The sequence below is a fragment of the Mycobacterium lentiflavum genome, from assembly GCF_022374895.2.
Lineage (GTDB): Bacteria > Actinomycetota > Actinomycetes > Mycobacteriales > Mycobacteriaceae > Mycobacterium > Mycobacterium lentiflavum.
In genome coordinates this window covers 4,901,370-4,925,875 of record NZ_CP092423.2, presented here as the reverse complement: position 1 = coordinate 4,925,875, position 24,506 = coordinate 4,901,370, and the positions used below count along the sequence as shown (strand labels likewise).

Genomic DNA, 24,506 nt, shown 5'->3' with positions numbered 1-24,506 from the left:
GTTCTCGCGCCTCGTAAGGCACGTGCGCCAAGAGTGAAAAGGGTGTCGGAAAGCGGGGACAACCGAGCGGCGGGCGCTCGCCAGGCGCGCGACCTCGTCCGGGTCGCGTTCGGCCCGGCAGTGCTGGCGCTGGTCGTCATCGCTGCGGTCACGCTGCTGCAGCTGTTGATCGCCAACAGCGACATGACCGGCGCGCTCGGGGCGATCGCCAGCATCTGGCTGGGGGTGCACAAGGTGCCGATTTCGATCGGCGGCCGCGAGCTCGGTGTATTGCCGCTGCTGCCAATCCTGTTCATGGTGTGGGCGACCGCGCGTACCACCGCGCGCGCCACCAGCCGCTATTCGTCCTGGCTCGTGGTCCGTTGGGTCGTCGCGTCGGCGTTGGGCGGGCCTCTGCTGATCGCGGCGATCGCGCTGGCCGTCATCCACGACGCCTCCACGGTGCTTACCGAGTTGCAGACACCCAGCGCCCTGCGCGCCTTCGCCAGCGTGGCGACGGTGCACGCCATCGGCGCCGCGATCGGAGTGGGATCCCGGGTCGGCCGGCGGGCGCTGGCGGCGGCGTCCTTGCCCTTCTGGCTGGCCGAGTCGTTGCGCGCCGCGGTCGCCGGCGTGCTGGCGCTGGTCGGACTCTCCGGCTTCGTGACGGCCGGATCGCTGGTCGTGCACTGGGCGACGATGCAGGATCTCTACGGGATCACCGATTCCATCTTCGGCGAGTTCAGCCTCACCGTGCTCTCGATGCTCTATGCCCCCAACGTCATCGTCGGAACCTCGGCGGTCGCGGTGGGGTCCAGTGCGCATATTGGTTTTGCGACGTTCAGTTCGTTCACCGTTTTCGGCGGTGACATTCCGGCGCTGCCCGTCCTGGCTGCGGCGCCGACGCCGCCGCTGGGGCCGGTGTGGGTGGCGCTGCTGATCGTCGGAGCCTCGTCGGGTGTGGCGGTCGGCCAGCAGTGCGCCCGACGTCCGCTCCCGCTGCTTCCCGCGCTGGCCAAGCTGCTGGTCGCCGCGGTGGTCGGGGCGCTGGTGATGTCGCTGCTGGCATTCGGCGGCAGCGGCCGGCTGGGCAACTTCGGTGACGTCGGGGTGGACCAGGGCGCCCTGTGGATCGGCACCTTCTTCTGGTTTGCGGTCATCGGCTGGGTCACGGTGGTGATGACCGGCGGGGTCAGGCCCATCAGATTCAGCAGGCCCCGGCGGCCCGAACAGAAGCGGGCGCCCGCACCGCCGACCGAAGAACCGAAGGATTTCGCGGACGTATTCTCCGAGCCCGTCGAGCAGGATCTGCTGCTCGAAGACGAGGAGGAGTTTGCCGAGCCCTCGTTGGACGAACCGCCGTTGGGCGAGCCGCTGCTGGGGGAGCCATTGCCCGGCGAGCCGTTAGACGAGCCCGCGGCCGACGCGCCCGGGCCTAGCGAACCGGAGCACAGCGCGACCGAGCGCGATCCCGCGGACTAGCCGGCCAGAATGCCCGAGTCCTCCTCGAGTCGCTTGGGCGACGCGCATTGTCATCGGGCTAGGCTCGCGATGTGGTCGAACCGCTCCGCGTGCCCCCGAGCGCGCCGGCGCGACTGGTGGTGCTGGCGTCGGGCACCGGATCGCTGTTGAATTCCCTGCTGGCCGCCGCCGTCGATGACTACCCGGCCCGAGTGGTCGCGGTCGGCGTGGATCGCGACTGCCGGGCCACCGAGATCGCCGCGGCCGCTTCGGTGCCGACGTTCACCGTCCGCCTCGGTGACCACCCCGATCGCGCGGCCTGGGACGCTGCGATCACCGAGGCCACCGCCGCGCACTCGCCCGATCTGATCGTGTCGGCCGGCTTCATGAAAATCCTTGGACCGCAATTCCTTTCACGATTCGTCGGCCGGACACTGAATACGCATCCGGCGCTGTTGCCGGCTTTCGCGGGAGCGCATGCCGTTCCCGAAGCGCTGGATTACGGTGTGAAGGTCACCGGCTGTACGGTGCACCTGGTAGATGCCGGCATGGACACCGGGCCGATATTGGCGCAGGAGCCCATTGCGGTGCTCGACGGCGACACCGAAGAGACCTTGCACGAACGCATCAAAGTCATCGAACGCAGACTGCTGGTGGACGTGGTGGCCGCGATCGCAACCCGCGGCGTGACCTGGACCGGACGAAAGGCGACCTTGGGATGAGCGCAGCATGAGCACCGACGAGTCAAAAAGAGCGATTCGGCGTGCGTTGATCAGCGTCTACGACAAGACCGGCCTCATCGAACTGGCTCAGGGTCTGAGCGCGGCCGGCGTCGAGATCGTCTCGACCGGATCGACCGCGAAAACCATTGCAGACAACGGGATTCCGGTGACACCCGTGGAGGAGCTGACCGGCTTTCCCGAGGTGCTCGACGGCCGGGTCAAGACCCTGCACCCGCGCGTGCACGCCGGACTGCTGGCCGATCTGCGCAAGCCCGAACACGCCGCGGCGCTCGAGGAGCTCGGGATCGCCGCCTTCGAGCTGGTCGTCGTCAACCTCTATCCGTTCAGCCAGACCGTCGACTCCGGCGCGGGCCTGGACGAATGCGTCGAGCAGATCGACATCGGCGGGCCGTCGATGGTCCGGGCGGCCGCGAAGAACCATCCGAGTGTGGCGGTGGTCGTCGACCCGCTCGGTTACGACGGGGTGCTCGCGGCGACGCGCAGCGGCGGATTCACGCTCGCCGAGCGCAAGAAGCTGGCGTCGTTGGCCTTTGCGCACACCGCCGAGTACGACATCGCCGTGGCGAGCTGGATGGAGTCGACGCTGGCGCCCGAGCATCCGCAGACCACCTTCCCGCGGTGGTTCGGCCACAGCTGGCGCCGCTCGGCGATGCTGCGCTACGGCGAGAACCCGCATCAGCAGGCCGCACTGTACGTGGACCCGGCGGCGTGGCCGGGTCTGGCGCAGGCCGAGCAGCTGCATGGAAAAGAGATGTCCTACAACAACTTCACCGATGCGGACGCGGCCTGGCGGGCGGCCTTCGACCACGAAGAGACTTGTGTGGCAATCATCAAGCACGCCAACCCGTGTGGCATCGCCATCTCGTCGGTGTCGGTTGCCGACGCACATCGCAAGGCCCACGAGTGTGATCCGCTGAGCGCCTTCGGGGGCGTCATTGCCACGAATACCGAAGTGAGCGTCGAGATGGCGGAGTACGTAAGCACCATCTTCACCGAGGTGATCGTCGCCCCGGCCTACGAGCCGGATGCCCTCGACGTGCTGACGCGCAAGAAGAACATCCGGGTGCTGGTGGCCTCCGAGCCGCTGGCCGGTGGCTCCGAGCTGAAACCGATCAGCGGGGGACTGCTGATGCAGCAGCGCGATCAGCTTGACGCGCACGGCGACAACCCGGCCAACTGGACGCTGGCGGCCGGCTCGCCGGCGGACCCGGCGACGTTGAGCGACCTGGTGTTTGCGTGGCGCACTTGTCGCGCGGTGAAGTCGAACGCGATCGTGATCGCGTCCGGCGGCGCCACTATCGGCGTCGGTATGGGTCAGGTCAACAGGGTGGACGCGGCTCGGCTGGCCGTCGAAAGAGGGAATGCCCGCGGTGAGGACCGAGTCGGTGGGGCGGTCGCGGCCTCCGACGCGTTCTTCCCGTTCCCCGACGGACTGGAAACGCTGGCTCGCGCCGGCGTCAAGGCGATCGTGCATCCGGGAGGCTCGGTGCGCGACGACGAAGTGACCGCCGCGGCCACCGCGGCCGGGGTCACGCTATACCTCACCGGGGCGCGTCACTTCGCTCACTGAGAGCACTAAACCCGGTGCACATGACGCACATTAGGGACGCGACGTAGCGTGGAGTGGTGACATCACCGAGCAACTTGCCCCGAACCGTCGGCGAGCTACGTGCCGCCGGCCATCGTGAGCGGGGAGTCAAGCAGGAAATCCGCGAGAATCTACTGACCGCTCTGGCCGAGGGTGACGACATCTGGCCGGGCATTCTGGGATTCGAGGACACCGTATTGCCCCAGCTGGAGCGGGCGTTGATCGCGGGTCACGACTTCGTTCTGCTCGGCGAGCGCGGCCAGGGCAAAACTCGATTGCTGCGCGCGCTGATCGGGCTGCTCGACGAATGGACGCCGGTGATCGGGGGCGCGGAGCTCGGTGAGCACCCGTACACGCCGATCACGCCGGAGTCGATCCGCCGGGCCGCCACCCTTGGCGACGACCTGCCGGTGGAGTGGCGGCATCGCAGCGAGCGCTACACCGAGAAACTGGCCACCCCCGACACCAGCGTCGCCGACCTGGTCGGTGACATCGACCCGATCAAGGTGGCCGAGGGCCGCAGCCTCGGGGACCCGGAAACCATCGCCTACGGGCTGATCCCGCGCGCGCACCGCGGCATCGTCGCGGTCAACGAACTGCCCGACCTCGCCGAGCGCATTCAGGTGTCGATGCTCAACGTGATGGAAGAGCGCGACATCCAGGTCCGCGGTTACACGCTGCGCCTGCCGCTAGACGTGTTGGTGGTCGCCAGCGCCAACCCCGAGGACTACACCAACCGCGGTCGCATCATCACGCCGCTCAAAGACCGGTTCGGCGCCGAAATCCGTACCCACTACCCGCTGGAGCTCGACGCCGAGGTCGGCGTCATCGTTCAGGAAGCACACCTGAGCGCACAGGTGCCCGATTACCTGACGCAGGTGATCGCGCGGTTCGCCCGCTACCTGCGGGAGTCCAACTCGGTGGACCAGCGATCCGGCGTCTCGGCGCGATTCGCCATCGCCGCGGCGGAAACCGTCGCCGCATCGGCCCGCCATCGCGGCGCCATGCTCGGCGAGACCGACCCGGTCGCCCGGGTTGTCGACCTGGGCACGGTGATCGACGTGCTGCGCGGCAAGCTGGAGTTCGAATCCGGTGAGGAAGGCCGCGAACAGGCGGTGCTCGAGCATCTGTTGCGTCGTGCGACCGCCGACACCGCGTCGCGCGCGCTCGGCGGCATCGACGTCGGCCCGTTGGTCGCCGCGGTGGAAGCCGGTTCCGCGGTGACCACCGGCGAGCGCATCTCCGCCAAGGACGTGCTGGCCGCCGTTCCGGGCCTGCCCGTCGTGGAAGAGATCGCCGACCGGCTGAATGCGGAATCCGAGGGCGAACGGGCCGCGGCACTGGAACTGGCGCTCGAAGCGTTGTATCTGGCCAAGAGAATCGACAAGGTATCCGGGGAGGGCCAAACCGTTTATGGCTAAGCCTATTTCGCCAGGGCACTCCTCCCGTTACTCGGCGTACACCGGCGGGCCGGACCCGTTGGCGCCGCCGGTGGATCTGCGCGAGGCGCTCGAGCAGATCGGGCAGGACGTGATGGGCGGCACCTCCCCGCGCCGGGCGCTGTCCGAGCTGCTCCGCCGTGGTACCGAGAACATGCGCGGCGCCGACCGGCTGGCGGCCGAAGCCAACCGGCGCCGACGGGAACTGTTGCGCCGCAACAACTTAGACGGAACACTGCAGGATATCAAAAAGCTGCTCGACGAGGCGGTGCTGGCCGAGCGTAAGGAATTGGCGCGCGCGCTCGACGACGACGCCCGCTTCGGCGAACTGCAGCTCGACGCCCTGCCGTCTTCGCCGGCCAAGGCGGTCCAGGAACTGTCCGAGTACAATTGGCGCAGTTCTGAGGCTCGCGAAAAGTACGACCAGATCAAGGATCTGCTGGGCCGCGAGATGCTGGATCAGCGCTTCGCGGGCATGAAGGAGGCGCTGGCGGGTGCCACCGACGAGGATCGCCAGCGCGTCAACGACATGCTGGACGACCTCAACGATCTGCTGGACAAGCACAACCGCGGCGAAGACACGAGTGCGGACTTCGACGACTTCATGGACAAGCATGGGGAGTTCTTCCCGGAGAACCCGCGCAACATCGACGAGCTGATGGACTCGCTGGCCAAGCGGGCCGCCGCGGCGCAACGGTTCCGTAACAGCCTCAGCCCCGACCAGCGCGCCGAGCTGGATGCGTTGGCGCAGCAGGCATTTGGCTCTCCGTCGCTGATGAACGCGTTGAACCGCCTCGACGCGAACCTGCAGGCCGCCCGGCCGGGCGAGGACTGGATGGGTTCGGAGCAGTTCTCCGGCGACAACCCGTTCGGCATGGGCGAAGGCGCCCAGGCTCTGGCCGACGTCGCCGAGCTGGAGCAGCTGGCCGACCAGCTTTCGCAGAGCTATCCCGGCGCCACGATGGACGACGTCGATCTGGACGCGCTGGCGCGCCAGCTCGGCGATCAGGCCGCGATCGACGCGCGGACGCTGTCGGAGCTGGAACGGGCGCTGGTCAATCAGGGCTTTTTGGACCGTGGCTCCGACGGCCAGTGGCGATTGTCGCCCAAGGCCATGCGCAGGCTCGGTGAGACCGCGTTACGCGATGTGGCACAACAGCTTTCGAGCCGTCGAGGCGACCGTGAGCTGCGGCGCGCCGGGGCGGCGGGCGAGCTGACCGGCGCGACCCGGCCGTGGCAGTTCGGTGACACCGAGCCGTGGAACATTCCCCGCACGCTGACCAACGCGGTGCTGCGGCAGGCCGGGACCGCGACGCTGGACAGCGTGAACCCGGCGCTGAAGATCACCGTCGACGACGTCGAGGTGTCCGAGACCGAGACGCGCACCCAGGCCGCGGTGGCGCTGCTGGTCGACACCTCGTTTTCGATGGTGATGGAGAATCGCTGGTTGCCGATGAAGCAGACGGCGCTCGCGCTCAACCACCTGGTGACCACCCGGTTTCGCTCGGATGCCTTGCAGATCATCGCCTTTGGCCGATACGCCCGGACCGTGACGGCCGCCGAGCTCACCGGCCTGGAGGGGGTCTACGAGCAGGGCACCAACCTGCATCACGCGTTGGCGCTGGCGGGCCGTCATCTGCGGCGCCATCCCAACGCGCAACCCGTGGTGCTGGTGGTGACCGACGGCGAGCCGACCGCACACCTCGAGGATGTCGACGGCGACGGGTCTTCGGTGTTTTTTGACTACCCGCCACACCCGCGGACCATCGCGCACACCGTGCGCGGCTTCGACGACATGGCGCGGTTGGGCGCGCAGATCACCATCTTCCGGCTGGGCAGTGACCCGGGTCTGGCGCGATTCATCGACCAGGTCGCGCGACGGGTGGAGGGACGCGTCGTGGTGCCCGATCTCGACGGCCTGGGTGCCGCGGTGGTCGGCGATTATCTACGGGCTCGGCGCCGCCGCTAGCTCCGATGTCGCGCCGGCGGTGCGCCAGCCCGCCGTGGCGGTCAGCGAGAATTCGCTCAACGCGTTCGAAATGTGCTCTCGGAGATCCTCGTTCGAGTTGTGGCGGCCCAGCTCATAGGCGAGGAACGAGACGAACACCTGTCCGTGCACTCGCCCCGACAACAACGCCAGCGCGCCGTTCGTGTTGTACATCGTCGCGGCGGTGACGCCCGGGTACACCGACTTCATCGCGAAGTAGTCGGCGTCGGTGCCATCCGGCCGGTTGGCCGCCGGGTTGATCGCGCCGAGGTTGGACGACACGACCGTGGTGGCGCTGCCGGTGACCACGCTGATCAGACGCCGGAAGACGGGCTGTGGTATCAGCGGGATCAGCGGCAGCAATGCCCATCGCTCGTCGGGCAGCTCCTGACTGCGGATCAGCGATTGCTTGATCGCGGCGCGGATCTCACCCAGACCGGTCGCCGCGGTCGCCGGTCTGACCGTGACGTCGACGTTGATCACCGCGTTGGCGCGGGTATCGTCTGCAGCGCGCTCGTTGAGCGGCATCCCGACGTTGACCGAGCCGTCCGCTGCCACCCGGCCCACGCGCTGGGCGAGCCGGGTGGCCAAGCCGGCGAGGAGCGCGTTGCTGGTTCCGCCGAGTGCCTGTGCGCGGGCGTCCCATTCGTCGGCGTCGAAGAAGAGCGTCGCCATGGGCAGCGAGATGTTTTGGTCCCCTCCGCCGGGCGGACGCTTGGATGACGGGGCGGGGGATCCGTCGTTGGCTTGCCGGGCCATCCGCACGGCGGCGACGACGGCACGGCCGATATCCGCGGTGTCGCGCGCGGTTTGGCGTGCGTCCTCGCACAGCGCCTGCCACCGTCGCCGCGACGCCGCGGGCGGCCAGATGATCGCGTCGTCGTGCCCGCACGCCGCGTTGGCCAACGCTTCGCAGAGCCCGACGCCGTCGGTGAGGCAGTGTGTGACAACGAAACTCACTACCGCGCCGCCGTCGGTCAGCGGCAGCATGGCCAGGTGCCAGCCGGGTCCGTGTTCGGCGTCGGGCCGATAGCTCGCCTGCGTCTCGAGCCACGCGTCGATCTCGTCACGCGGCCGGGCCGTTGTGGCGATCTCGAGGCTGGGACGGTCGCCGGGGGATACCCAGCGGTGCCGGCCGAACGGCAAGGGGGAACGTTCGATCCGGCGTGACAACCGTCCCCGGCCGAGATGGTGATGGAAGCGCCGCAGACCATCGACGTCGACGGCGCGGTCGTACACCCAGATACATTGCAACACACTGGTGGTCGCGGTGGCCCGCTCGCCGAGAAAGAGCGTCTGGTCGGCCAAGTCCAGCACATTGCTCATATTCTAAGCCGCCTCGCCGTCGTCTTCTGTCGGGGAAAGGGCATACAGGCCATCCGAATTCATCTCAGCCGCAACGATGCTCGACTGTTCCAGGGCCTTGCCCGCGATGCGGGCGAAAATCCGATGCAGGGTCGCGATGTATTGGTGCACCGACTCCCTAGCTACCTCGTTGTCCGGGAACGAGATCGTGACCGTGGTTCGCTCGGCGTGCCGGTTGATCCAGACGTTGACTCCGCCATGGGACAGGCTGTCGCCGTAGGTACCGAAGTTCGTCTCCGCCCACAACCCGGCCAGTGGAATCTTGCGAAAGTCGAGGAAGGACAGCATCATCGGCAACTGCGAGGGCAACTTGATGCCCAGTTGATCCGGTGTGGCGAGCTCCAAGACTCGCTCGACCGGCACGTGAGCAAGATCTTTGGCGGCATCGAACGACTTCTGAGCGGCCCGGGCCGCTTCGGGGAACGAGCCGCCCGCGGTCGGCACGACGACCGGAACCATGCTTGCAAACCACCCCACCGTCATCGTGTCGATGCCTGGTGTCCGGGTGTCCCTTGCGGTGAACCCGCGATGAATCTCGTTGCCGGTCAAGATGTAGTCGGCCAGCGCGGTGCAGGCCAGAACGCCGCCGAGGAACCTGGCGCCAGCCGCGATGCAGGCGGCATCGAACGCCTCCGTTCCAGCGGCATCCAGCAACTCGACGGTCACCAAGTCGCCGGCGCTGCTGGCCCAGGTGTCGCCCAGGGGCAGCGGGAAACTCGGCCAGTTACCGTCGGCGTCGCGTGCGAATGTGATCCAGTCCTTGATCTCCGGCGATTCCAGGGTGAGGTCCGCAACCTTCTCGCGTTGCCGAGCTGTGTAGTCGCGGTAGCTTCTGAGCTGCACAGGCGTGGCGGGCCGGTGCGCCGCGCCCTGCGACAGTTCAAGGTAGGTCAGGTGGATGTCGAAGAAGATGACCCCGGCGGACAAGCCGTCGATGTGCAGATGATCGACGCTGGCATAGAAGGTGAAGTAGTCGGCGTGCTGGATGATGCCGAAGTTGAAGCAACCCCATTCGAGCGTTGCGCGGGTCGCCGCCAGGACATGGGTGCGCACCTGGTCGGGGGTCATATGCCCCCACGACACGGGCACCAAATCGATGGCTTCCGGGTCCTCGATGGGACGGCGCACGATCACGCCGTCGTCGAATTCGAACCAATTGTGGTAGGTGTCGTGCCGACGGACGTGAGAGTTGACCGCCGTCGTCATAACCGCAATGTCGCACGTACCGGCGATGTCCCACGCCACGACCATCAGCCGCGGTAGCTGCCTGTCCATGGCCTTGCCGTGGAACGCGGCCCAGAGGTGTTGGGCCTGCTGGTAACTCGGGGCAAGACCGCTTCGCGGGGCGGTGCGGGCCGCCTCATGCGCCGTCGGTACGGCGGTCCACATAGTCAGCGGACCATGCGGCGGTTGCCATTCGTTGATGTTCCCCAGTGCGACCATTTTGCGCCTCGCTGTGCGTAATGCCGACATTGCGTGAGCGGCACGGGAGGGGCGGAAATACGTTTGGCACATCGTTTTTCGCGCAGCCTTATTACACCCTTCGCGCTGGAATTTCTTGCGACGCGCTTTCCCGATATCGGGGCCCAACCCTGTGGCGTCGCATGCACCCCCTGAGCCGCTGTTCTGGACGCTAGTCGACGGGCGGCACGTTTTCGTGGTTTTGCGAAGATACGCAATCCCACGCATTTTCAGAACGCTGCCAGTAGCCTTTAGGCCCCAACCGGTCCAGCGGATGGGCATACGCGCACTCGCATAGGTAGCTGGGTGCGGCCGCTGTGGCTGACCGGTGTGCGTGCGTTGATCTAGCCGTGGGGCCGGCGGGCTTTGCGCTTAATGCCCACACCGCCCCATAGCGAGAAGCCGTGGATATTCACCCTCGGCGCGCCCGGCGTACCTTGGCCGACGATATTGCGGTCGAAGCCGCCCATTACGCCGCGGCCGTGGATCTCGACATTGACCTCGGGCGGCAACAGGATGTTCTGCGCACCCATGATCGAGACCACGTGGATATCCACCTCGGTCGACGTGAAGTCGGCGTAGCGCAGATCCACCACCCCGCTGCCCCACAGCGTGAACGTGGTCAGCTTCTTCGGGACGTTCCAGCGCCCGCGCCGCTCGAATCCACTCAGCAAGGCGAGCAGCAGGGTCGACGGCGCCGGATTCTGCTTTCCGCCGCGGCGTGGGCTGATCGGTGCGCCGGGTAGATCGGCCCGGAGCTGATCCAATTCTTCGTAGGTTGTCGCCGCATACGCCTTGGTCAGACGCTCTTCGTAGTCCTTGAGCTGCAGGCGGCCTTGCTCGGCCGCATAGGCGAGTAATTGCGCAATCTGTATGCGATCGGTATCGGCCGCCCGCGAGAAATTCTCGCGCGCGTCCTTCGCGTCATTCTGCGCTGAATCGCTCATCATCCACGAGCGTACGACGTACATCTCTTGCTGCAAGAGGGTTGGCTAAATCGCAACCATCCTCCTACGCATGCCTAATTGCGGTCGGCATCGTCGGTGGCGGCGGGCGGGGCCCAACGGGGTGGACGTTTCTGCAGGAATGCGAGCATGCCTTCGCGGGCTTCGTCGGAGACGAACAGCCGGGCGGACTCCTCGGTGAGCCGCTGCGCGTGGCGGTCGAATCCTTCGAGCACCGCGGCCGTCGTGAGCGCCTTTGACGCGGCCAGGCCCTGGGGCGAGCCGCGGCCGATATCGGCGACCAGTTCGGCCACCGCGGCCTCGACATCGTCGGCTGCGATCGTGACCAATCCGATCTGCGCCGCCGCGGCGGCATCGAACGTCTGGCCGGTGAGGTAGTAACGCGCGGCCGCCCGCGGCGACAGCTTCGGCAGCAGCGTCAGCGAGATGATCGACGGAGCCACACCGATGCGCGCCTCGGTGAGCGCGAAGGTGCTGCGCGGTCCCGCCACCGCGATGTCGCAGGCACCGACCAAACCGAAGCCACCCGCACGCACATGACCGTCCACCGCGGCGATGACGGGCAGCGGCGAGGAGACGATCGCGCGCAGTAACGCGGTCATCTCGTTGGCGCGCGCCGCGGCCAGGTCGAACGGGTTGCCGGCGCCGGCCTCCCCGAGGTCCGCGCCGGCGCAGAACGTGCCGCCGGTGTGCCCGAGCACCACCACCCGCACCACCGGATCCGCCGCCGCGTCGCGCAGGCCCTGGTGTAATTGGCTGACCAGAGTGGTCGATAACGCGTTGCGGTTGTGCGGTGAGTTCAGCGTCAGCCGAGCCATCGGTCCCGCGACGGCGTATTCGACGAGGTTGTCCATCAGTAGCTTCGGGGCAGGCCCAGGGAGGTTTGCGCGACGAAGTTCAGCACCATCTCGCGGCTGACCGGCGCGATCCGCCCGAGCCGGGCCGAGGCGAGCATCGCGGCGACGCCGTACTCCTTGGTCAAGCCGTTGCCGCCCATCGACTGCACGGCCTGGTCCACCGAACGGGTAGCCGCCTCGGCCGCAGCGTATTTCGCCATGTTCGCGGCCTCGGCCGCACCGAAGTCATCACCGGCGTCGTAGAGCGTCGCGGCCTTCTGCATCATCAGTTTGGCGAGCTGGACCTCAATGTGGCACTGCGCCAACGGGTGTGACAGACCCTGGTGCGCGCCGATCGGGGTTCCCCACACCTGGCGGGTCTTGACGTAGTCGGAAGCCTTCTCCAGCGCGAAGCGGCCCATGCCCACCGAACTCGCCGCGCCCATGATCCGCTCGGGGTTCAGGCCCGCGAAAAGCTGTGCGATCGCGGCGTCTTCGGCCCCGACGAGTGCATCGGCGGGCAGCCGGACGTCGTCCAGGAAGACCTGGAACTGGCGCTCGGGGCTGATCAGCTCCATCTCGATCGGGGTGTAGCTGAAGCCGGGTGCGTCGGTGGGCACCACGAACAATGCCGGACGCAGCTTGCCGGTCTTGGCTTCCTCGGAGCGTGCCACCACCAGCACGGCCTGCGCCTGATCGATGCCGGAGATGTAGACCTTCTGGCCCTTGAGAATCCAGTCGCTGCCGTCGCGGCGCGCGGTAGTGGTGATCTTGTGCGAGTTCGAGCCGGCGTCGGGCTCGGTGATCGCGAACGCCATCGTCAGCGTGCCGTCGGCGAGCGACGGGATCCAGCGTTTCTTCTGCTCTTCGGTGCCGAACTTGCTGATGATGGTGCCGTTGATCGCCGGCGAGACCACCATCAGCAGCAGTGCGCTGCCCGCGGCGGCCATTTCCTCCATGACCAAGGACAGCTCGTACATTCCGGCGCCGCCGCCACCGTACTCCTCCGGCAGATTCACCCCGAGGAAGCCGAGTTTGCCTGCCTCGGACCATAATTCATCGGTGTGCTCGTGTGCGCGCGCCTTTTTCAGGTAGTACTCGCTGCCGTAATTGGACGCCCAGGCGGCCACCGACTTGCGCAGCGCCTGGCGCTCTTCGCTTTCGATGAAGCTGGTATCCGTCATTTACGAATCTCCTTTTGCTTGGCTCTCAGGGTCCTCGACTATTGCCAGGACGGCGCCGACTTCGACCTGTTGTCCGGTCGTGACGTTGAGTGAGCGGAGTACGCCGTCCGCCGGCGCGGTAATGGTGTGCTCCATCTTCATCGCTTCCAGCCAAATCAGCGGCTGGCCGGTCGTGACGCTGTCGCCCACCTGTGCGCCGAGCCGGATGACGTTGCCGGGCATGGGCGCCACCAGCGATCCCTTGGCGACCGACGATCCGGGCTCGGGGAACCTGGGCACTACGTTCAGATGAACCGGTCCGCGCGCCGAGTCGACGTAGACGTCGTCGCCGTAGCGCGCAACCGCGAAGCGGCACGCCACGCCGTTGGCGTCAGCCAGCACGACCTCGTCGGGTGCCGACGAGACCAGCTGCACCGCTTCGTCTGCGGCAAGCACCAATCCGGTTCTGGTGAACCGGTATTCGATGCGGTGCTTATTGTTCTGGTCGTCGGTGAACGTCTTGACCTGATAGCCCGAGGTGAGGTTGCGCCAGCCACTGGGCAGCGAGCCGAACACTGCGGCGCGCGCGCGATTATGAGCGGCGTCGGCTAGTGCCGCGGCGATGGCCGACAAACGCACCACGCCTTCGTCGCTCAGCGGTGCCGACAACTGCGCCAGGCCGTGCGTGTCGAAAAATGCGGTGTCGGTCGCACCGTCGAGGAACGCTTGATGCCGCAGCACGTTCACCAGCAGCTCGCGATTGGTGCGCAGCCCGTGCAGTCGTGTCCGGGCCAACGCGTCTGCCAGCACCAGTGCGGCAAGACGTCGGGTCGGCGCGTACGAGATCACCTTCGCCAGCATCGGGTCGTAGTGGATCGACACCACCGATCCGTCGACGATGCCGGAGTCCAGCCGGATTCCGGTGCGCTGCCCCAGCGCGGCGAATTCTGCCCGGCTGCCGGGCACGTCGAAGGCGTGCACCAGGCCGGCCTGTGGCTGCCAGCCGTGCGCGGGATCTTCGGCATATAGCCGGGCTTCGATCGAATGGCCTTGGGCGGCAGGAGGTTCGACATCGAGACGCTCACCGTCGGCCACCGCGAGCTGCAGTTCGACCAGGTCGAGCCCGGTGGTCTCTTCGGTGACCGGGTGCTCGACCTGCAGCCTGGTGTTCATCTCCAGGAAGAAGAACTCGCCTTCCCGGCCAGGTGAGTCATCGGCAAGGAACTCCACCGTCCCCGCCCCGGCGTAGCCGATGGCGCTGGCGGCCAGCCGGGCGGCGTCGAAAAGCTTGGCCCGCATGCCCGGAATGCGTTCCACCAACGGCGACGGTGCCTCTTCGATGATCTTCTGGTGGCGTCGCTGGATCGAGCATTCTCGTTCTCCGACCGCCCACACCGTGCCGTGATTGTCGGCGAGAACCTGAACCTCCACGTGGTGGCCGGTCGGCAGGTAGCGCTCGCAGAATACCGTCGGATCGCCGAAGGCCGACTGCGCTTCGCGCTGGGCCGCGGCGACTTCGCCTGCCAGAGCGGATAATTCGCGGACCACCCGCATGCCGCGGCCGCCGCCGCCCGCGGAAGCCTTGACCAGCACCGGCAACTGCGCTTGGGTGACCGAATCGGGGCCGAGTTCGTCGAGTACGGGCACCCCGGCCGACGCCATCAGCTTCTTGGACTCGATCTTGGAGCCCATCGCCCGCACCGCGTCCACCGGCGGCCCGACCCAGGTCAGGCCCGCGTCCGCGACGGCGGCCGCGAAGTCAGCATTCTCCGAAAGGAACCCGTAGCCGGGATGTATGGCGTCCGCACCCGCGGCCCGCGCGGCGGCGATGATGGCCTCGGCATTCAAGTAGTCATTGGTCTTGGCCAGCCGCACCCGGGCGTCGGCCTCGGCGACGTGCGGCGCCGCGGCGTCCGGTTCGGTGTAGACCGCGACGGTGCCCAGGCCGAGTCGGCGGCAGGTGGCGAAGACCCGGCGGGCGATCTCGCCGCGGTTGGCAACCAGTACTCGAGAAACCATGCGGCTCACATCCGGAAGACGCCGAAGTTCGACGTCCCTGTGATCGGGCCATTCGCGATGGCGGACAGACACATTCCCAGGACCGTTCGGGTATCGCGGGGGTCGATGACCCCGTCGTCGTAGAGCATTCCGGACAAGACCATCGGCAGCGACTCGGCCTCGATCTGGCCCTCGACGGCGGCCCGCATCGCGGCGTCGGCGTCCTCGTCGACCTGCTGGCCGCGGGCTTCGGCGGCCGCGCGTGCCACGATCGACAGCACGCCGGCCAGCTGGACACCGCCCATCACCGCGGATTTGGCGCTGGGCCAGGCGAACAGGAAGCGGGGGTCATACGCCCGCCCGCACATGCCGTAGTGGCCCGCGCCGTAGGACGCGCCGATCAGCAGCGAGATGTGCGGGACGGTCGAGTTGGACACGGCGTTGATCATCATCGACCCGTGTTTGATCATGCCGCCCTCTTCGTAGTCCTTGCCGACCATGTATCCGGTGGTGTTGTGCAAGAACAACAGTGGCGTGTCATAGCGGTTGGCCAGCTGAATGAATTGGGTGGCCTTCTGCGACTCCTCGCTGAACAGCACACCGCGATGATTGGCCAGAATCCCGATCGGGAAGCCGCACAAGGTCGCCCAGCCGGTCACCAGCGACGGGCCGTACATCGGCTTGAACTCGTCGAATTCGGAGCCGTCGACGATGCGTGCGATCACGTCGCGCGGATCGAACGGGATGCGCAGATCCGACGACACGATGCCGATCAGCTCCTCGGCGTCGAACAGCGGCTCGGTCACCGGCCGCGGCACCGGCCCGAGCTTGCGCCAGTTCAGCCGGGCCACCACCCGGCGACCGATCCGGATCGCGTCGAGTTCGTCGACGGCGAAGTAGTCGGCCAGACCCGAAGTGCGGGCGTGCATTTCGGCGCCGCCGAGGGACTCGTCGTCGGACTCTTCGCCGGTGGCCATCTTCACCAGCGGCGGACCGGCCAAAAACACCTTCGAGCGTTCCTTGATCATCACGACGTGATCGGACATGCCGGGGATGTAGGCACCGCCGGCGGTGGAGTTCCCGAAGACGAGCGCGATGGTCGGAATGCCGGCCGCCGAGAGCCGGGTCAGATCGCGGAACATCTGGCCGCCGGGAACGAAGATCTCTTTCTGAGTGGGCAGGTCCGCGCCGCCGGACTCGACCAGCGAGATCACCGGCAGCCGGTTCTCCCGCGCAATCTGGTTGGCCCGCAGGATCTTCTTCAACGTCCAGGGGTTGCTGGTGCCGCCCTTGACGGTCGGGTCGTTGGCGACGATCAGGCACTCCACGCCCTCGACGGCGCCGATGCCCACCACCGCGCTCGCCCCCAGAGTGAAGGAACTGCCGTAGGCGGCCAGCGGGCTCAGCTCGAGGAACGGCGAATCCGGGTCCAGCAGTAGTTCGATGCGCTCGCGGGCGGTGAACTTGCCGCGGGCGTGGTGACGCTCGGTGTACTTTTCGCCGCCACCGGCCAACGCCTTGCCGTGCTCGACGTCGAGCTCGGCGAGCTTGGCGATCATGGTTTCGGCCGCATCGGCGTAGCTGGACGCCTTCGGGTCGAGGGTGGACTGCAGCACGGTCATGACCACCGCCGACGATGCAGAGCGGAGCGATGAGAAGAAGGCGGTGCAATCATGATTGGAATCCCAGCAGTTTGGCGGACAGTGCGGTCAGGATTTCGGTGGTACCGCCGCCAATGCCCAGGATTCGCATATCCCGATATTGGCGTTCGACTTCGGATTCGGCCATGTAGCCCATGCCGCCGAACAGCTGAACGGCTTGGTTGGCCACCCATTCGCCGGCCTCGACGGCGGTGTTCTTGGCGAAGCACACCTGCGGGATCAGGTTCGTCTCACCCGCGAGCTGGCGTTCCACCACATTGCGCGAATAGACGCGGGCGACGTCGATGCGACGGGCCATCTCGGCCAGGGTGTTCTGCACCGACTGGCGCGAAATCAGTGGGCGCCCAAAGGTCTCGCGGTCGCGACACCAGGCCACGGTGATGTCCAGGCACCGCTGTGCACTCGAATACGCTTGCGCGGCGAGGCCGATCCGCTCGGAGACGAACGCCTGCGCGATCTGGGCGAACCCGCTGTTCTCGGCGCCGACCAGGTTGGCGACCGGCACCCGGGCGTCGACGTAGGACAGCTCGGCGGTGTCAGACGACCGCCAGCCCATCTTGTCCAGCTTGCGGCTCACCTCGAAGCCCGGTGTGCCCTTCTCGACAGCCAGCAGCGAAACCCCGGCTGCGCCAGGTCCTCCGGTGCGCACCGCGGTGACGACATAATCGGCGCGCACCCCGGAGGTGATGTAGGTCTTGGCGCCGTTGACCACGTAGTGGTCGCCGTCACGCACCGCGCTGGTGCGTAAATGCCCGACGTCGGAACCGCCGCCGGGCTCGGTGATGGCCAGCGATCCGATCTTCTCTCCGGCCAACGTCGGCCGGACGAACTCGTCGATGAGCCGCTGATCACCCGAGGCGATCATGTGCGGCACCGCGATGCCACAGGTGAACAGCGAGGCGAAGACGCCGCCCGGGCCGCCGGCCTGGTGGAACTCCTCGCAGATCAGCACGGCGTCGGCGCCGTCGCCGCCACCGCCGCCGACCGCTTCGGGCAGCCCCGCGCCCAGCAGTCCGGCCGCCCCGGCGCGCCGGTGCAAGTCGCGTGGCAGATCGCCGGTGTGTTCCCACTCGTCGACGTGCGGCAGGATCTCGCGTTCGGTGAACGCGCGCACCGTCTTTCGCAGCTGTTCGCGCTCCGGGGTGGTCCAAATGCTCATAGCAGGCTTTCCGGGATGTCGACGTGACGGCTGCGCAGCCATTCGCCCAGCCCCTTGGCCTGGGGATCGAACCGCGCTTGGTAGGCGACGCCCTGACCGAGGATGCCCTCGATCACGAAGTTCACCGCGCGCAGGTTGGGCAGTACATGACGGGTGACGTCGCAGTCCGCCGCCTCGGGCAGCAGCTCCTTGAGCAGGTCGACCGTCAATGTGTTGGCCAGCCAACGCCATTGGTCCTCGGTGCGCACCCAGACTCCGACGTTGGCTGAGCCGCCCTTGTCGCCGCTGCGGGCACCGGCGACGCGGCCCAACGGCGCGCGCCGGGTCGGGCCGTCGGGCAGCGGTTGCGGCAACGCCGGTGCAGCGGCGGGCGTCAACTCCAAAGTATCTGAGGCACAAGGGATATCGACGCGCGTACCGTCGGTGTGCACCGCGATGTGCGGCACCAGGGTGGCGTCGACATAGCCCGCGTTGAAGACGCCGTAGACCTGGCCCTCGCCCGGCGGGGCGGTGACGTGGAAGCCCGGATAGCTGGCCAGCGCCAATTCCACTGCCGCCGAGGAGAAGTGGCGTCCGACATTGGCGGGGTCGGGGTCGCGGACCACGCAGTGCAGCAGCGCACTGGCGGCTTCCTCGGTGTCGGCATCGGGGTGATCGGTGCGCGCCAGCGTCCACTGCAGCTCGGCGGGCTTGACGGTGAGCCCGGCCTCGAGTTGGCGGCGCACCAGCTCGGCCTTGGCCTCGATGTCCAACCCGGTCAACACAAAGGTCATCGCGTTGCGGAATCCGCCGATGCTGTTCAGCGACACCTTGGACGTGGGCGGCGGCGGCTCACCGATCACACCGCTGATGCTGACCCGGTCCGGACCATCGGCACCGAGCTCGGCGGAGTCCATCCGCGCAGTGACGTCCGGGTTGGCGTAGCGGGCGCCGGTGATCTCGTAGAGCAGCTGCGCGGTGACGGTGTCGACGCTGACCAGTCCGCCGGTGCCGGGGTGCTTGGTGATCACCGAGGATCCGTCGGCGTTGACCTCGGCCAGCGGAAAGCCCGGGTAGGACAGGTCGGGTATTTCCGTGAAGAACGCGTAGTTGCCGCCGGTGGCCTGCACGCCGCATTCGATGACGTGTCCGGCGACCACCGCGCCGGCGAGTTCGTTGTAGTCGGTGCGGCCCCAGCCGAAGTGTGCGGCCGCCGCGCCGACGATCACCGAGGCGTCGGTGACCCGACCGGTGACGACGACGTCGGCTCCGTCGGCCAGGCAATCGACGATGCCCCACGCGCCCAGGTAAGCGTTCGCCGTCAGCGGCGTGCCCAGCCCGAGTTCTGCCGCGCGGGGCCCCAGGTCGTCACCCTCGACGTGGGCCACTCGGGCGGCGATGCCCAGGCGCTGCGCCAGCGCGCGGATCGCCTCGGCCAGTCCGGCGGGGTTGAGGCCGCCGGCGTTGGCGACGATGCGCACCCCGCGGTCGTGGGCTTCGCCGAGGCAGTCCTCGAGCTGAGTCAGGAAGGTCTTGGCGTAGCCGCGCTCCGGGTGTTTCATCTTGTCGCGGCCCAGGATCAGCATGGTGAGCTCGGCCAGGTAATCGCCGGTGAGGTAGTCGATGGAGCCGCCGGTCAGCATCTCGCGCATCGCCGCGAGCCGGTCGCCGTAGAACCCCGAGCAGTTCGCGATCCGGACAGCACCGGATGAGCCAGAACCAGAGGCCATTGGCGTCCTCCATTCAGGAATTACCGGTGCTCGACCAACCAACCACCCGGTAGGTTAGCGGGTACCGCCGGTGTCACGTCAAGGATGCCCGTCTCGGCGCTGCCGTCATAGCCGCGCAGGCCGGGTGGCCCATTTTGGCCACCAGCAGGTCACCGACTATTCTTTAGGGCAATCGTCGCCGTCGGCCCCAGCGGTCATGCCGCGCGACGCACCGACCCGAAACCCAAATCGAGGAGAAGGCCCGACCATGGCCGTACCCAAGCGCAGAATGTCGCGCTCGAACACCCGCAGCCGCCGCTCGCAGTGGAAGGCCGAAAAGCCCGAGCTCGTCGGCGTGACCGTGGCCGGCCAGAAGCACAAGGTGCCGCGTCGACTGCTCAAGGCGGCTCGCCTTGGCCTGCTCGATCTCGACCGACGCTAGCTGGATTGCCCAACTCCTCATCGGGCCCTGCTGGCCCGCATCGTCGTCGTCGGGCAGACATCTCGGCAAATACCCGGCGCGCCTCTCAGGCCGCTCTCAGGCCGTAGGACGAAACTAGTGGCCGTGCGCATTCTTGTCGTCGATGACGATCGCGCGGTCCGCGAATCGCTGCGCAGATCGCTTTCCTTCAACGGTTACTCCGTCGAGTTGGCCAATGACGGTGTCGAGGCACTCGAAGTGATCACCAGCAACCGGCCCGACGCGGTGGTGCTCGACGTGATGATGCCGCGGCTGGACGGTCTCGAGGTCTGCCGCCAACTGCGCAGCACCGGCGACGACCTGCCGATCCTGGTGCTGACGGCCCGCGACTCGGTGTCCGAGCGCGTCGCCGGCCTGGACGCCGGCGCCGACGACTACCTGCCGAAGCCGTTCGCCCTCGAGGAGCTGCTGGCCCGGATGCGCGCGCTGCTGCGCCGCACCAAGCCCGAGGACGCCGAGTCGGTCGCGATGACCTTCTCCGATCTGGCGTTGGATCCGGTGACCCGTGAAGTCACCCGAGGGCACCGCCGGATCAGCCTGACCCGCACCGAGTTCGCGCTGCTGGAGATGCTGATCGCCAACCCGCGCCGGGTGCTCACCCGAAGCCGCATTCTCGAAGAGGTGTGGGGATTCGACTTTCCCACCTCGGGCAATGCGCTGGAGGTCTACGTCGGCTACCTGCGCCGCAAGACCGAAGCCGACGGAGAACCACGCCTGATCCATACGGTGCGCGGCGTCGGCTACGTCCTTCGGGAGACGCCGCCCTGATGATCCGGTTCCAACGACGTCGGCGCGCACCACTGCGAGCCCCCAGTTCGTTGTCGCTGCGGTGGCGGGTGATGTTGCTGGCGATGTCGATGGTGGCGATGGTTGTCGTGCTGATGGCGTTCGCGGTCTATGCGGTGATCGCCGCGGCGCTCTACAGCGACATCGACAACCAGCTGGACAGCCGCGCGCAGTTGCTGATCGCCAGCGGATCGCTGGCCGCCGACCCGGCCAAGGCGATCGAGGGCACGGCGTATTCGGACGTCAACGCGATGCTGGTGAACCCGGGCCACTCGATTTACACCGCCCAGCAGCCGGGCCAGACGCTGCCCGTGGATGCGCCGGAGAAGGCGGTGATCCGCGGTGACCTGTTCATGTCCCGTCGTACCGCTTCCGACCAGCGCATCCTGGCGATCCACCTGCCCAACGGCAGTTCGTTGATCATCTCCAAGAGCCTGCGGCCGACCGAGGCGGTGATGACGAAACTGCGCTGGGTGCTGCTGATCGTCGGCGGCATCGGAGTCGCGGTCGCCGCCGTGGCCGGCGGCATGGTCACCCGGGCCGGGTTGCGGCCGGTCGCCCGGTTGACCGAGGCGGCCGAGCGGGTCGCGCGCACCGACGACCTGCGGCCGATCCCGGTGTTCGGCAGCGACGAATTAGCAAGGCTCACTGAGGCATTCAACTTAATGCTGCGCGCACTCGCCGAGTCGCGAGAACGGCAGGCACGGCTGGTCACCGACGCCGGACACGAATTGCGTACCCCGCTGACGTCGCTGCGGACCAACGTCGAACTTCTGATGGCGTCGATGGAACCGGGGGCGCCGCGGCTGCCCGAGCAGGAGATGGTGGACCTGCGGTCGGATGTGCTGGCGCAGATCGAGGAATTGTCCACTCTGGTAGGCGATTTGGTGGACCTGACCCGAGACGACGCCGGCCAGGTAGTACACGAGCCGGTCGACATGTCCGAGGTCATCGACCGCAGCCTGGAGCGAGTCAGGCGGCGGCGCAACGACATTCATTTCGACGTCGACGTGATCGGATGGCAGGTCTACGGCGACAACGCCGGGCTGTCGCGAGCGGCGCTGAACTTGATGGACAACGCCGCGAAATGGAGTCCGCCGGGCGGCCACGTCGGTGTCCGGATGCGCCAGCTCGACCCGTCGCACGCCGAGCTGATCGTCTCCGACCTCGGCCCGGGTATCCCGCCGCACGAGCGGCGGCTGGTCTTTGAGCGGTTCTATCGGTCGACGACGGCGCGGGCCCTGCCGGGTTCGGGACTGGGGTTGGCCATCGTCAAGCAGGTGGTGCTCAACCACGGCGGGCTGCTGCGGGTCGAAGACACAATTCCGGGAGGCCATCCTCCGGGGACATCGATTTACGTGCTGCTTCCCGGTCGGCCACTGCCGGTGTCGGCTTACCCGACGGCCGGGACCGACAGTGGCGACGACACCACCCGCGACGCCAAGACCGACCCCGCCGTTCCCACAGATGACGACGCAGCGAACTCTCGGGAATCGGCGAACGTTATCTCAGTGGACTCTCAGTCCGCACGCGCAAGGTAGATGCAGTTAGTGTTGGCAATCGAGCAAGTCGAGCTCGATTGCATCCCAATTAGAGGAAGAGCGACTTAGCGACATGACGAATGACCCGAGGTATTCGCCACCGCCGCAGCAGCCGGGATATCCCAGCGCGCCTAACCAGCCCTTTGAACCAGGTGGAGCTCCCGCGTATGCCCAAGGGCACCAGCAACCGTACAACCAGCCTTACGACTGGCGGTACCAGCAAGGCCAGCAGTCACCACCGTCGCAGACCTCGCAATACCGCCGGCCCTATGAGCCGTTCGGGGACACCGGGGCGGGTGCGATACCCGGCGGCACCGGGCCGGGCCGCATCCCCGGCGCTACCGGCGCGGGCCCGATTCATGGAGGCACGGGAGTAGGGCCGATTCCCGGAGCCACCGGGACGGGGCCCATCCCCGGCATGCTGCCGCCGATGGGGCCCCCGCGACCGGAGAAGCGAGGCCGCGCCGGCCTGCTGGTGGCGGGTGCGCTGGCGATCGCGGTGGTGTCGGCGGGTATCGGCGGCGCCGCCGCCACGGTCGTCGAACTGGGGACGCACTCGACCACCGCCAGCGGTGGCAGCGGACCGTCGGGTGCCACACCCGGTGTTCCGGCGGCCAACATGCCGCCCGGCACCGTCGAACAGGTCGCCGCGAAGGTGGTGCCCAGCGTCGTGATGCTGGAGACCGACATCGGTCGGGCATCAGAAGAGGGCTCCGGCGTCATCCTGTCGTCCGACGGGCTGATTCTGACCAACAACCACGTCATCGCCGCGGCCGCCGCCCCGCCGAAGGGTCCCGGTGGACCGGGTGGACCGACGCCCGGCAGCCCGCCGCCCGCCAGCCCGCCGCCCGGTGGACCGGGTGGTCCGGCACCGAAAACGACGGTGACCTTCTCGGACGGCCGCACCGCGCCGTTCACCGTGGTGGGCGCCGATCCCACCAGCGATATCGCCGTCATCCGCGTGCAGGGTGTCTCCGGCCTGACCCCCATCGCGATGGGTTCCTCGTCGGATGTGCGGGTCGGCCAGCCCGTGATGGCGATCGGTTCCCCGCTGGGGCTGTCGGGCACGGTGACCACCGGGATCATCAGCGCCCTGAACCGGCCGGTGTCCACGACTGGGGAGTCGGGCAACCAGAACACGGTGCTGGACGCGATTCAGACCGACGCCGCGATCAACCCGGGTAACTCCGGTGGTGCGCTGGTCAACCTGCAGGGGCAGCTGGTCGGCATCAACTCGGCGATCGCCACTCTGGGGTCGGATTCGCCGGACGCCCAAAGTGGTTCGATCGGGCTCGGTTTCGCGATTCCGGTCGACCAGGCCAAGCGCATTGCCGACGAGTTGATCAGCACCGGCAAGGCGTCGCATGCGTCGCTGGGCGTGCAGGTGACCAGTGACAAGAGCACGCCGGGCGCCAAGGTCGTCGACGTCGTGACCGGCGGCGCGGCCGCGAACGCGGGCGTGCCCAAGAACGTGGTCGTCACCAAGGTCGACGACCGTCCGATCAGCAGCGCCGACGCGCTGGTCGCCGCGGTGCGGTCCAAGGCGCCGGGCGACAAGGTATCGCTGACCTTCTCCGATCCCGGCGGTGGCAGCCGGACCGTGCAGGTCACGCTCGGCAAGGCGGATCAGTGATGAGACTCGACGAGCCTCTGAACGAGCCCCTGTCCGAGCTCGGATATACGGTTGCACCCATGGAAACGGGTGCGGAATTGGTAGTCGGCCGGGCTCTGGTTGTGGTGGTCGACGATCGCACCGCCCACGGGGATGAAGAAGACCACAGTGGGCCGCTGGTCACCGAGCTGCTGACCGAGGCGGGATTCGTCGTCGACGGTGTGGTGGCGGTCGCGGCCGACGAGGTCGAGATCCGCAACGCGCTGAACACCGCGGTGATCGGTGGGGTGGATCTGGTGGTGTCGGTGGGCGGGACCGGAGTGACCCCGCGCGATGTCACCCCGGAGGCCACTGTCGAGATTCTGGACCGGGAAATCCTCGGCATCGCCGAGGCCGTCCGAGCGTCCGGGCTGTCGGCGGGAATCATCGACGCCGGGTTGTCGCGCGGTCTGGCCGGCGTGTCCGGAAGCACGTTGGTGGTCAACCTTGCCGGTTCCCGGTACGCGGTGCGCGACGGCATGGCGACGCTGAATCCCCTCGCCGCGCAGATCATCGGGCAGTTATCCAGCCTCGAGATCTAAAGTCGCGCGGCG

Annotated in this window: 19 protein-coding genes; 10 read left to right on the top strand and 9 right to left on the bottom strand. The window is 67.5% G+C overall.

The window, feature by feature from the left end; genetic code table 11:
• Positions 1–33 precede the first annotated feature (33 nt).
• From MJO58_RS22835 to MJO58_RS22815, 5 genes are all read left to right on the top strand, one after another.
• Positions 34–1,461, top strand: a complete 1,428-nt coding sequence (locus MJO58_RS22835) for a cell division protein PerM (protein WP_239721075.1) — start codon at positions 34–36, stop codon at positions 1,459–1,461.
• Between the two features lie 71 nt (positions 1,462–1,532).
• Positions 1,533–2,162 (top strand): phosphoribosylglycinamide formyltransferase, encoded by a 630-nt coding sequence (purN, locus tag MJO58_RS22830; protein ID WP_239721074.1) that lies wholly within the window; start codon positions 1,533–1,535, stop codon positions 2,160–2,162.
• Positions 2,163–2,169: 7 nt separating this feature from the next.
• The gene (purH, locus tag MJO58_RS22825; protein WP_239721073.1) at positions 2,170–3,753 is read left to right on the top strand and encodes a bifunctional phosphoribosylaminoimidazolecarboxamide formyltransferase/IMP cyclohydrolase; all 1,584 of its coding nucleotides are present in this window, start codon (positions 2,170–2,172) and stop codon (positions 3,751–3,753) included.
• Between the two features lie 53 nt (positions 3,754–3,806).
• Positions 3,807–5,192, top strand: coding sequence for a sigma 54-interacting transcriptional regulator (locus MJO58_RS22820; protein ID WP_090606119.1), 1,386 nt, complete (start codon positions 3,807–3,809; stop codon positions 5,190–5,192).
• Positions 5,185–7,179: a vWA domain-containing protein gene (locus MJO58_RS22815; RefSeq protein WP_239721072.1), complete on the top strand. Its 1,995-nt coding sequence runs from the start codon at positions 5,185–5,187 to the stop codon at positions 7,177–7,179. Before MJO58_RS22820 ends, MJO58_RS22815 begins: the two co-directional genes overlap by 8 nt.
• Here the strand turns inward: MJO58_RS22815 and MJO58_RS22810 are convergent.
• From MJO58_RS22810 to MJO58_RS22770, 9 genes are all read right to left on the bottom strand, one after another.
• Complete coding sequence (locus MJO58_RS22810) at positions 7,156–8,523, bottom strand: WS/DGAT/MGAT family O-acyltransferase (RefSeq protein WP_239721071.1); 1,368 nt, start codon at positions 8,521–8,523, stop codon at positions 7,156–7,158. The genes MJO58_RS22815 and MJO58_RS22810 overlap by 24 nt on opposite strands.
• Positions 8,524–8,526: 3 nt before the next feature.
• Positions 8,527–10,005, bottom strand: coding sequence for a condensation domain-containing protein (locus tag MJO58_RS22805; protein WP_239721070.1), 1,479 nt, complete (start codon positions 10,003–10,005; stop codon positions 8,527–8,529).
• Positions 10,006–10,367: 362 nt separating this feature from the next.
• Positions 10,368–10,970 carry a DUF1707 SHOCT-like domain-containing protein gene (locus MJO58_RS22800; RefSeq protein ID WP_090609578.1) on the bottom strand — a complete coding sequence of 201 codons (603 nt, stop codon included), beginning with the start codon at positions 10,968–10,970 and terminating at the stop codon, positions 10,368–10,370.
• Between the two features lie 74 nt (positions 10,971–11,044).
• Positions 11,045–11,842 carry an enoyl-CoA hydratase family protein gene (locus tag MJO58_RS22795; RefSeq protein ID WP_239721069.1) on the bottom strand — a complete coding sequence of 266 codons (798 nt, stop codon included), beginning with the start codon at positions 11,840–11,842 and terminating at the stop codon, positions 11,045–11,047.
• Positions 11,842–13,008: an acyl-CoA dehydrogenase family protein gene (locus MJO58_RS22790; protein ID WP_090606106.1), complete on the bottom strand. Its 1,167-nt coding sequence runs from the start codon at positions 13,006–13,008 to the stop codon at positions 11,842–11,844. Before MJO58_RS22790 ends, MJO58_RS22795 begins: the two co-directional genes overlap by 1 nt.
• A complete protein-coding gene (locus tag MJO58_RS22785) occupies positions 13,009–15,006 on the bottom strand; it encodes an ATP-binding protein (protein WP_239721068.1) in 1,998 nt (665 codons plus the stop codon).
• Between the two features lie 5 nt (positions 15,007–15,011).
• Positions 15,012–16,601 carry an acyl-CoA carboxylase subunit beta gene (locus MJO58_RS22780; RefSeq protein ID WP_239723410.1) on the bottom strand — a complete coding sequence of 530 codons (1,590 nt, stop codon included), beginning with the start codon at positions 16,599–16,601 and terminating at the stop codon, positions 15,012–15,014.
• A 55-nt stretch (positions 16,602–16,656) separates the two neighbouring features.
• A complete protein-coding gene (locus tag MJO58_RS22775) occupies positions 16,657–17,805 on the bottom strand; it encodes an acyl-CoA dehydrogenase family protein (protein ID WP_090606100.1) in 1,149 nt (382 codons plus the stop codon).
• On the bottom strand, positions 17,802–19,514 hold the full coding sequence (locus MJO58_RS22770) for an acyclic terpene utilization AtuA family protein (RefSeq protein ID WP_239721067.1): 1,713 nt from the start codon (positions 19,512–19,514) through the stop codon (positions 17,802–17,804). Before MJO58_RS22770 ends, MJO58_RS22775 begins: the two co-directional genes overlap by 4 nt.
• A gap of 247 nt (positions 19,515–19,761) precedes the next feature.
• Between MJO58_RS22770 and rpmF the strand changes: the two genes are divergently transcribed.
• From rpmF to MJO58_RS22745, 5 genes are all read left to right on the top strand, one after another.
• Positions 19,762–19,935, top strand: coding sequence for a 50S ribosomal protein L32 (rpmF, locus tag MJO58_RS22765; protein WP_090606095.1), 174 nt, complete (start codon positions 19,762–19,764; stop codon positions 19,933–19,935).
• 123 nt (positions 19,936–20,058) lie between these two features.
• Positions 20,059–20,742, top strand: coding sequence for a response regulator transcription factor (locus MJO58_RS22760; protein ID WP_090609576.1), 684 nt, complete (start codon positions 20,059–20,061; stop codon positions 20,740–20,742).
• Complete coding sequence (locus MJO58_RS22755; protein ID WP_090606093.1) at positions 20,742–22,301, top strand: HAMP domain-containing sensor histidine kinase; 1,560 nt, start codon at positions 20,742–20,744, stop codon at positions 22,299–22,301. The genes MJO58_RS22760 and MJO58_RS22755 overlap by 1 nt, the downstream gene beginning before the upstream one ends.
• Positions 22,302–22,374: 73 nt before the next feature.
• Entirely contained in the window at positions 22,375–23,934 is a 1,560-nt protein-coding gene (locus tag MJO58_RS22750; RefSeq protein ID WP_090606090.1) for a S1C family serine protease, read from the top strand.
• Complete coding sequence (locus MJO58_RS22745; protein ID WP_090606087.1) at positions 23,934–24,494, top strand: MogA/MoaB family molybdenum cofactor biosynthesis protein; 561 nt, start codon at positions 23,934–23,936, stop codon at positions 24,492–24,494. The genes MJO58_RS22750 and MJO58_RS22745 overlap by 1 nt, the downstream gene beginning before the upstream one ends.
• The last annotated feature ends 12 nt before the right edge of the window (positions 24,495–24,506 follow it).

Excerpts from the sequence above, each read along its gene's own strand:
- MJO58_RS22745 (WP_090606087.1), top strand. The coding sequence starts at position 23,934 with ATGAGACTCGACGAGCCTCTGAACGAGCCCCTGTCCGAGCTCGGATAT.
- purH (WP_239721073.1), top strand. The coding sequence starts at position 2,170 with ATGAGCACCGACGAGTCAAAAAGAGCGATTCGGCGTGCGTTGATCAGC.
- MJO58_RS22775 (WP_090606100.1), bottom strand. The coding sequence starts at position 17,805 with ATGAGCATTTGGACCACCCCGGAGCGCGAACAGCTGCGAAAGACGGTG.
- MJO58_RS22790 (WP_090606106.1), bottom strand. The coding sequence starts at position 13,008 with ATGACGGATACCAGCTTCATCGAAAGCGAAGAGCGCCAGGCGCTGCGC.
- MJO58_RS22770 (WP_239721067.1), bottom strand. The coding sequence starts at position 19,514 with ATGGCCTCTGGTTCTGGCTCATCCGGTGCTGTCCGGATCGCGAACTGC.
- MJO58_RS22810 (WP_239721071.1), bottom strand. The coding sequence starts at position 8,523 with ATGAGCAATGTGCTGGACTTGGCCGACCAGACGCTCTTTCTCGGCGAG.
- rpmF (WP_090606095.1), top strand. The coding sequence starts at position 19,762 with ATGGCCGTACCCAAGCGCAGAATGTCGCGCTCGAACACCCGCAGCCGC.
- MJO58_RS22755 (WP_090606093.1), top strand. The coding sequence starts at position 20,742 with ATGATCCGGTTCCAACGACGTCGGCGCGCACCACTGCGAGCCCCCAGT.
- MJO58_RS22805 (WP_239721070.1), bottom strand. The coding sequence starts at position 10,005 with ATGGTCGCACTGGGGAACATCAACGAATGGCAACCGCCGCATGGTCCG.
- MJO58_RS22800 (WP_090609578.1), bottom strand. The coding sequence starts at position 10,970 with ATGAGCGATTCAGCGCAGAATGACGCGAAGGACGCGCGCGAGAATTTC.
- MJO58_RS22750 (WP_090606090.1), top strand. The coding sequence starts at position 22,375 with ATGACGAATGACCCGAGGTATTCGCCACCGCCGCAGCAGCCGGGATAT.
- MJO58_RS22815 (WP_239721072.1), top strand. The coding sequence starts at position 5,185 with ATGGCTAAGCCTATTTCGCCAGGGCACTCCTCCCGTTACTCGGCGTAC.
- MJO58_RS22785 (WP_239721068.1), bottom strand. The coding sequence starts at position 15,006 with ATGGTTTCTCGAGTACTGGTTGCCAACCGCGGCGAGATCGCCCGCCGG.
- MJO58_RS22795 (WP_239721069.1), bottom strand. The coding sequence starts at position 11,842 with ATGGACAACCTCGTCGAATACGCCGTCGCGGGACCGATGGCTCGGCTG.